This is a genomic window from Staphylococcus pettenkoferi, assembly GCF_002902685.1.
Taxonomy (GTDB): domain Bacteria; phylum Bacillota; class Bacilli; order Staphylococcales; family Staphylococcaceae; genus Staphylococcus; species Staphylococcus pettenkoferi.
This window is the reverse complement of the sequence record NZ_PPRN01000048.1, coordinates 1-7,311: the sequence shown is the minus strand read 5'-3', so window position 1 is coordinate 7,311 and position 7,311 is coordinate 1. Positions and strand designations below refer to the sequence as shown.

Here is a 7,311-nt window from a genome sequence, read left to right as displayed (position 1 = left end):
AAATAATAAGGGTCGAAAAGGTGTAATTGCCTTTTCGACCCTTAATTTATGAATATATAGATTGTAGTTACTTTTAATAAACTTAATTATGCCTCTAGCAGAATAGCTTCACTGAAGCCTTTTATCTACTATTCCTTACCTTCAACATCTTTCGCAATCATGTCACCGATAATTTGAGATGCGTTACCTTTCTCAATTGAGCAGAAACGGTCGTAGAATGCATCAATTTTATATTGGTAATCTTTTTGTACTTTATCAAGATCTTTCAAATTCTCTGTGAGCTCATAAGCATCTGTGTGAATTGGTCCAGGTAAGTCTGATTTGTAATCCATATAGAATCCACGTAGTCCCTTATCGTATTTTTCAATATCATACGCAAAGAAGAATTGTGGACGTTTCAAGATACCGTAGTCAAACATGACTGAAGAGTAATCTGTAATCAATGCATCACTGATTAAGAAGAGTTCAGATACGTCATCGTAATCAGATACATCGATCGCAAAGTCTTCATAACCTGCTAAGTCCAAGGCATTGGCGATAAGATAATGCATGCGCAATAGAATTACAGTGTCATCCCCAAGCTGTTTGTATAAGTTCTCTAAATCGATCTTCAGATTAAATAAATACTGACCTTTCTTCACAAACTCATCATCTCGCCAAGTCGGCGCATACATAATCACTTTCTTACCTTCAGGAATGTTCACTTTCTCACGAATATGATTGATGAGTTCCTGATCATTCTGGCGATTAACTAAGATATCATTGCGTGGATAACCTGTTTCGATAATACGATCTCGATCCATCCAGAACGCAGATTGGAAGATATCTGTTGAATAGCGGTTTGGAGACACGAGATAATCCCAACGATCTGTTTCTGTACGGAAGTTCACTTTATATTTCGCTGTTGTTGTACCTGGCATACGTACATATTTCTGATCGCCTGCAAGACGTTTCAGTGGCGTACCATGCCAAGTTTGGTAATAAAGTTGATTAGATTTCTTATTAATCGACAGCGGTATACGTGCGTTTGATACCCAGTGACTCGCTTGAGAGTATGCCTCATAGTATTCACGTGAATTCTTCTTCACTTTCTCAGCTGGTCCTGGCACTTCCGTTTTATCCGGTTTTTTCACAACCCATTTATAGTTGAAATAAGGATAATGTTTAGCCATGTACTCATAAATATACTTCGGACTATCACTGTAATTCTTGCCACCAAAGGCTTCAAATACAATCGTCTTGTCATCTACATTCTCAGGTTTATCTGTTAGCTTGTAACGTGATAAATCTTTATCTTTGTTACGCAAGAGAACATTCTTCAAATGTCTTGTAATATAACGGAAATGGTTAAATTTCTGAGCAGAGTCATTTTTACCTAGCGCAGTTAAGGCCATTTCTACTCCAAATAAGAATTTTTTACTTTTCAGAATAGATGGAAGTAAATCTTTACTTACTTTCGATAAAAGATTGCGATGATCTAGGTAACGCTCGTGTACGTCTGGGTGAGACGGATCAAAGCTTGAAATGAGTGTGTTGACCATCTTCGTTTTTAAGAATTGTTGGTTCTCTCTGTTATCAGTAAGTTGAATACTTTTGTAAAAGCTTTTCACATAGTCATTAAAACGCAGACTAAACGCTCTCTCTGATAGTTGCAGTGTATTAAACGGATCTAATAACTCACCACGGAAGTAGAACGGGAACCCGTAGATACGAACGAAGCGATCTACGTGTTGAACGTATTGAAGTAAGAATGTCTGATCCGCATAAATTTGAATATCTTCGTCAAAACGCAAATTGTTACCTCGCACAATGCCCGTACGAAGCACCATATTACATACAGAGTTCTTACGAAGGAAAGAATTCGCATTACCTTTGCCATGATAATGACGTACTTTCACTTTATTTAAGTCAACATATTGTGGTGTACGCACCGCAAACTTATGAATAGGCGCAATTAATGCATCTGATTGATTTAAATTCTGACTGTAGAATCTCAGAGCATAGGAAGCTAACACATCATCTGCATCGACAAACATAAAGTAAGGCGTATTGACCGCTTCCATACCCTTATTACGTGCATGTGCATGGCCATGATTCTCTTTAAGTGTGATATGTTGTACACGTTCAGCATCGACATCTGCCATTTCACGTTCGACAATTTGTTCTGATGCATCTGTGGAACCATCATTAATAAAGATGTAGTTAAATTGTTGGTAACGTTGGCCTTTCAAGCTGTTGATACATACTTTGAGCGTTTCTTCATTGTTGTAGTAAGGAACTATTACTGTTAAGTTGTTCATCAATTTTGTCCATCCTTTTAAATATATCTAGTCGCTTATCATCATGAATATTAAGTTGAGTTTACATCAATTATTATGTTTCAAACGAAACAAGTAACCAATTTAATCTTAGAGATAAGCTCATAACTTTTCAACTAATTTTGCGCTTGATCGTTGAAGTTAAATTACTATTTGTTTACTTTGCTAATATTTTGATAAATGATATATTGTAAAACAAGATAATTACATGGTGACATCTACGGGTATAGTATTCAATACTACTTGCGAGGGATATGTTTTATGATTTATTCAATAACTACAACGTTACCACCTCAACATGGTGGACGTACAAAATCGTTACTTAAACGTAATAAACTCATCACAGAACACCTCAGCACTGAAGCTACTATCATCACGACGAATTACAACGCAGATTATCCTAATATTATTAAAGGATTTAGAGATAAAAATCTGATTAACTCGTCAATTTATCATGAAAACATGTACGATTGGCTCTCCAATCACATGCTCTTTCATGTACCTACGCGTAAATTCTCCAACCAACCTCATTTTACAAAAACGCGTCTAAAGATTAGAGGTTTGCGAAGAGTTCAAACGAAAGCGAACCATTTCAAGTATTACGATGCGCAAAATCGACTTATACGTCATCGCGTTTACTATAAGAATAGTCGTGTACTTAAAGCTGACAACAGATTCGACAGTATGAGCGGTGCTTTAGTTGAAAGACAATTATTTAATCGTTATGGACGTCTACATAAACGTATTGCTTTCGACATTGACACAGAGCTGACCATACATGAATCATTCTTTGATACAGCAGATCAACTTTATTGTGAAAAATTTTATGACTGCGATGAAAATAATACTTTACATCTTATAAAGGTGCATCGTCCAAATCAATATCCGAAATACTTTAAGACAGAGAAACAACTGATGGAATATTATTACGAGTGTCGATTTAAAGAGAATGACATCGTCTTTAATGATGCACGACTTTTAGATAAACCACTCATGCATAAATCTAACAAAACGTACAATGTCATCGTTCTTCATAGCACACATTTGAAGGACAACGATAAACTTAAAGGTTCATACAAATATGCCTTAAAGCATCCGGAACAACTTTCAATCATTATAGTCTTCACTGAAAAGCAGAAAGAAGACCTTGTGCAACGCTACAAAATAGAAGAAGACAAGATTAAAGTGATTCCGCATTATATCGATGATTATAGTCATTATCATCGCTCGTTCGAACAGAAATCTCACTTTATATATATTGGACGATTCAGTCATGAGAAACAACTTGATCATTTACTAAGTGCGTACCAACAATTTCTATCTAAAGGCTATCAGACGCCACTCGTACTCTTTGGTGGCAGTGACAAACAACAAGTTAAACAAGTTCAAGCGTGGATTGATAAATTCAATATCCATGATTATGTCACGATAGAGTCATTTACGAATCAACCATTAATTGAGTTTAGTAAAGCGATCGCTTCTCTTTCCACAAGTCAGTTCGAAGGTTTCGGCCTGTCTATCATGGAAAGTCTTGCGGTTGGCACGCCAGTCGTTTCTTACGATTACAATTATGGACCAGGTGAGATGATTGTTGATGGCGTGAACGGTTATCTAGTGGAGAAGAACAATACGACACAGTTTGCGGACAAGATGGCACAACTTATGAATCAACGTCTTGCTCAAGTAGAGCTTAAACCACAGTTCCACACACAAAGCGCGATTGCTAGTTATCGTGACTTAATACAGTCATTTAAATAACGACCTAACTACTTCATCACAACTAATATAGATATTATGACTTAAATAGGAGTTTAATTATGATCTATACAATTACCACTACGTTGCCTCTTGAACATGGAGGTAGAACATTCGCAACACTTCGTCGTAATTTACTAATGGCAGAGCATATTAAAGAACCTATTAAAATTCTTACGACGAATTATAACGCAAATTATGAAGATATTTATGAAGACTATATGAAAAAATCAAAAATTAGCACTGACTTTCAACTTGAAAATATGTATGATTGGTTATCAGGATATCAATTACTCAAACCACCTACACGACGTTTTAGTCAAAAACGACGCTACTTTACCACACCCATAGAGATTGAAGGACTCACACACAAAGTGGATGATAAAAAACCGGCTGTTCGATATTACGATGGCGATACGTATGTGCTTTACCGTAAATACAGACCTAACAGTGACATACTCAGTTTCGAAGATTTGAGAAGTCCGATTCATAAGAAACGTCTTGAGCGTCGTCATTACAATAAATATGGTCAACTCCATATGGTGACTCAGTTTTCACCAGTTAAATGGACACGTATTAGTGAAACGTTCTATGATACGAATGGTCATATTTATTGTCGCAAATACTATTCTGCAGAAACGAAGAAGATTCGTCTGATTGAATTAATCAAAGATAACCAAGTCTATCAAACATTTCGGTCACTGAGTGAGCTTCGCGCTTACTACTTTGATCAACGTTTTAAAGAGGGCGACATCGTCTTTAACGATGCACGTAAGCTTGACAAACCTCTGTTAGGTAAAAATGTCAAAACGAAAAACGTGCTCGTATTTCATAACATACATTTCTTACACGAAGATCCATCTCGACTAGATGGACTCTATCGCTATGGTCTAGAACATCCAGAAGAAGTCTCAAGATATTTAATATTAACACATCAACAGAAAGATGATTTGCAACGTGAATTCCATTTTCCAGATGAGAAATTCGCAATCATACCTCATTTTAGTGAGCAGTTGAAGAAACCTAAAAATGCGACGACACATCGACGTTATTTCGTCTATATCGGTCGCTTTAGTTATCAAAAACAAGTCAATCACTTGATTGATGCTTATGCGATTTATGCTCAAAGGGGAAATAAGACACCTTTACATCTATATGGTAGCGACGACGATAATTTCTTACCAGAGTTGAAGAAACAAATCAAAGATTTAGGCATTGGGGACAAAGTGACGATTCATGGCTATACCAATGAAGTTAATCGTATATTCTCTGAATCGAAAGCGTCTCTTCTTACTACACGGTTTGAAGGGTTTGGGCTTACCATCATGGAAAGCATTGCAAATGGTTGTCCGGTTATCTCCTATGCATCGCGCTATGGTCCGAAAGAAATAATAGACCATGGACATAATGGATACCTCGTCGAACCTAATGATGTAACATCTTTTGCTAAATATATGGAGAAAATAGATCACTATCCATTCAAAGAAGTCGCATTGTCAGAGCATTTATCTGAAGGCACAGCAATTCAGCGTTATGCTCAACTCGTTAAGACACTAAAGAAAGAATAATATTTCTAAAAGAAGGGAGCTAGTCATCGAACAGATGATTGACTCCCTATTATTTATACTAACTTGTCTAATTGCGCCCGTTCTGTAACGAATCCTTCCGCGTACTCTACGCCTATTTCAAGTCCATGGCGGGCATTGTAGGTTCTCACTCGAGAATACAATGAATCATCACGTTGTGAATATTTAACAATTTGCGAGTGATGTAATCCTATTAAATGGTGCTTATGGTCATATTCATTTGAAATATCGTAGAATGTATCAGGATTGAAATGTTGACTCGTCACTGATTCATACAAATAAAGTGTCCGCTTCTTAGCTGACGCACTTGTCACTTGATAAGTCGTTTGATGATCTTGATGATAATCTGAAGCGTAATGTGTAAAGATAATTTGTGGATCCACTTCCTGAATAATTTCGGTGAGTTGGTCAATCACCGTTGGATCTTTCTGCATATAGCCATCCCGACAATTTAGGTAAAATGTATGATTTGCTAGTAAATAGCGAGAGGCCTCCTCTTGTTCAACTATACGTACGTTCTTCGTCTTACACTGCCAATTCTCACCATTAGTCATGATAACTAAATAGATATCATAACCTTTCTTAACTAAACTCAGTAAAGTACCTCCACAGCCAATTTCAATATCATCTGGATGAGCACCGATTGCTAATACTGATTTTCTCATGTTTTTCTCCTCTTGATGTTAATTTGTCCACGTTGAAATGAGGTCATGATAATATATTTTCTTTGAGGGCTAGATACCATTCTCTGGCTCAACTCAACACATTATGACTCGCATCCACCGTAACTCGATAAAGGTATTATATTTTGCTCTTTCTCTAAAGTCAATTTTGAGTTAATTTTGCTATGTCATTTTAGAGGTATAGTAAAAAGGGATTATGGGAGACCTACTATCCACCATAATCCCAATTATTCAAGTTATAACGATTTTTCTTTAATAAACTTCTTAATTTCATCTTTCATTTCTGGATCTTTCAACGCATACTCAATTGTTGTTTTAACGAAGCCGATTTTCTCCCCGACGTCATAACGTGTTCCTTCGAAATCATATGCTAGCACTTGTTCTTCTTTATTCATACGTTCAATCGCATCTGTAAGTTGGATTTCATCTCCACGACCTTTAGGTTGATCTTCTAAATAGTCAAAGATACGTGGTGACAAGACGTAACGTCCCATAATCGCTAAGTTTGAAGGCGCTGTACCTGGTTCAGGCTTTTCTACAAACTTATTCACTTTATATAGGCGTCCGTCTTGAGAAGATGGATCAATAATACCGTACCGTGAAGTATCGGAATCTGGCACTTGTTGTACTCCGATGACTGAGGCTTCGTTTTCCTCATACTGTTCTATTAATTGTTGAATCGCAGGTGTTTCTGAATCAACGATATCGTCCCCTAAGAGTACCGCAAATGGTTCATCACCGATAAACTGTTTCCCAGTATAGATGGCGTGACCTAAGCCAAGTTGTTCTTTCTGACGTACGTAGAAGATGTTCGCTAAATCTGTCGCTTCTTGCACTTTTTCTAAGTATTCATCTTTACCTTTACTTTCTAAGTTGTCTTCTAGTTCTTTTTGATTGTCGAAGTGATCTTCAATCGCACGTTTGTGCTTTCCAGTTATAATGATGACATCCTCAATACCTGCTTTAGAT

The 7,311-nt window shown here is 36.7% G+C and carries 5 protein-coding genes; 2 read left to right on the top strand and 3 right to left on the bottom strand.

The annotated features are described in order from the left end of the window. Positions 1–128: 128 nt before the first annotated feature. Positions 129–2,300 carry a bifunctional glycosyltransferase/CDP-glycerol:glycerophosphate glycerophosphotransferase gene (locus tag CD126_RS09060; RefSeq protein ID WP_103370361.1) on the bottom strand — a complete coding sequence of 724 codons (2,172 nt, stop codon included), beginning with the start codon at positions 2,298–2,300 and terminating at the stop codon, positions 129–131. 279 nt (positions 2,301–2,579) lie between these two features. Between CD126_RS09060 and CD126_RS09055 the strand changes: the two genes are divergently transcribed. Then, positions 2,580–4,076, top strand: a complete 1,497-nt coding sequence (locus CD126_RS09055) for a glycosyltransferase (protein ID WP_049408225.1) — start codon at positions 2,580–2,582, stop codon at positions 4,074–4,076. A 59-nt stretch (positions 4,077–4,135) separates the two neighbouring features. After that, positions 4,136–5,641 (top strand): glycosyltransferase, encoded by a 1,506-nt coding sequence (locus tag CD126_RS09050; RefSeq protein WP_049408223.1) that lies wholly within the window; start codon positions 4,136–4,138, stop codon positions 5,639–5,641. Positions 5,642–5,694: 53 nt separating this feature from the next. On the opposite strand, the gene CD126_RS09045 is transcribed toward CD126_RS09050, so the two are convergent. After that, positions 5,695–6,324: a PIG-L deacetylase family protein gene (locus CD126_RS09045; RefSeq protein WP_049408222.1), complete on the bottom strand. Its 630-nt coding sequence runs from the start codon at positions 6,322–6,324 to the stop codon at positions 5,695–5,697. 254 nt (positions 6,325–6,578) lie between these two features. Further along, a partial coding sequence (locus CD126_RS09040) for a UTP--glucose-1-phosphate uridylyltransferase (RefSeq protein ID WP_103370360.1) occupies positions 6,579–7,311 on the bottom strand: 733 nt, incomplete at its 5' end.